Here is a 1,300-nt window from a genome sequence, read left to right on the forward strand (position 1 = left end):
CTTATCAATCAACCCTTACAGAACTTGATACCTTTAAGAAGAACCGGAGGTTCATTAAGAACAGTATTAAATTTGAATACTCCAACGGTCCGCTGGAAGGTATTAATCGTAAGATAAAGTCCCTTAAACGTGGCTGTTATGGTTTCTCAAACATTGAATACTTCTTCAAACGAATTGATTGTATATTTGCATAGAAATTAAANGCCCATTAAACTTTAGCGAGCAACCATAAAGAATTAAAAAAGCCTCACTCACTTAGAGCTGGCTTTAGTACAAGTCGGTATTTAATTAATAATTATTACCCTACATAAGGCGATTCGAAAATTTAAGAAGACTCATCTTTTAGATCTAAAAAGTGCAAATCATCATTTATTCCATTGTGATAGCAATTCTTTAAGTTCTTTTATTGTAACGGTTCTCCCTGGATCAAATGGCGGTACTTCTCGTCTTCCGTTTAATCCTGCAAGCCATTCCTGGAGCTTTTCTGGATATCGCAAATATGGGAGCCCAAATGCTGGAGTCATTGGTTCGAATTGAAGGCTATCTTTCAAAGTGTTTAATTCTACTGTATCAAAACCCATGTTCTGAATGAGATCCGAAACCTCTGCCAGTGCTTTTTCATCATCACTTGCAACTGGCACCGCAGATCTTTCAGGATCACCTTTCTTTCTTGGGAGAGACGTAAAGACACCTGAGTTCAAATTATTCAATGCTCTGACCCAACGAATACCCGGATATTTTTTAGCTATCACTGTCGCAAAGGATACGCTTTTATTCTCCACTTCAGGGAGACTACCATCATAAATATGATTTGATACAAGAATCGCGATTTTCCCTTGCATTTTTGCTAAAGGCATTGTATCAAAATACTCATATGGGAGAGCAATTAATAGGATGTCTGATTTTGTAGCTGTGCCTTCTGGCGTATCTGCAGAAGCATTTGCACCCAGCATAGCCACCTTCTCTTTCAAGAATTCCGGTGCTCGTGAACCCGAAAGAATCACTTTATATCCTGCAGCAACAATTACTCTTGCTTCCGCAAATCCCATCGCACCTGCGCCAATAATGCCAATTGTTTTCATTTACCCACTCCTCTTTCAAATTTTCAAACCGTCGATGTCTACGTGTAATTCCTGTGAAGCCATCTGGCGGATTTGAACCGCCGACCTTATCCTTACCATGGATACGCTCTACCTATCTGAGCTAAGATGGCTCCTTCAGTATACCGAATGTCATTCACCTTGTCGACAAACAAAAAGGGCGCCTGTTGAAGAGAAGTGAACCCCCTAAGTTGGACAGA

Annotated in this window: 2 protein-coding genes and 1 tRNA gene; 1 reads left to right on the plus strand and 2 read right to left on the minus strand. The window is 40.0% G+C overall.

The annotated features are described in order from the left end of the window. Positions 1-194 (plus strand): transposase (locus FC60_RS09430; protein WP_162252194.1); only part of this gene is annotated, 194 nt, incomplete at its 5' end. Positions 195-365: 171 nt separating this feature from the next. Here the strand turns inward: FC60_RS09430 and FC60_RS09050 are convergent. Both FC60_RS09050 and FC60_RS09055 read right to left on the minus strand, forming a co-directional pair. Further along, positions 366-1,082: an NADPH-dependent F420 reductase gene (locus FC60_RS09050; protein ID WP_056938046.1), complete on the minus strand. Its 717-nt coding sequence runs from the start codon at positions 1,080-1,082 to the stop codon at positions 366-368. A gap of 57 nt (positions 1,083-1,139) precedes the next feature. Further along, a tRNA-Thr gene (locus tag FC60_RS09055) sits at positions 1,140-1,213 on the minus strand. Between the last annotated feature and the right edge of the window lie 87 nt (positions 1,214-1,300).

Source organism: Limosilactobacillus gastricus DSM 16045, from assembly GCF_001434365.1.
In the GTDB taxonomy this organism is placed as follows: domain Bacteria; phylum Bacillota; class Bacilli; order Lactobacillales; family Lactobacillaceae; genus Limosilactobacillus; species Limosilactobacillus gastricus.

What these genes read in the sequence shown, in the direction of transcription:
- FC60_RS09050 (WP_056938046.1), bottom strand. Translation starts at nt 1,082, where the DNA reads ATGAAAACAATTGGCATTATTGGCGCAGGTGCGATGGGATTTGCGGAA.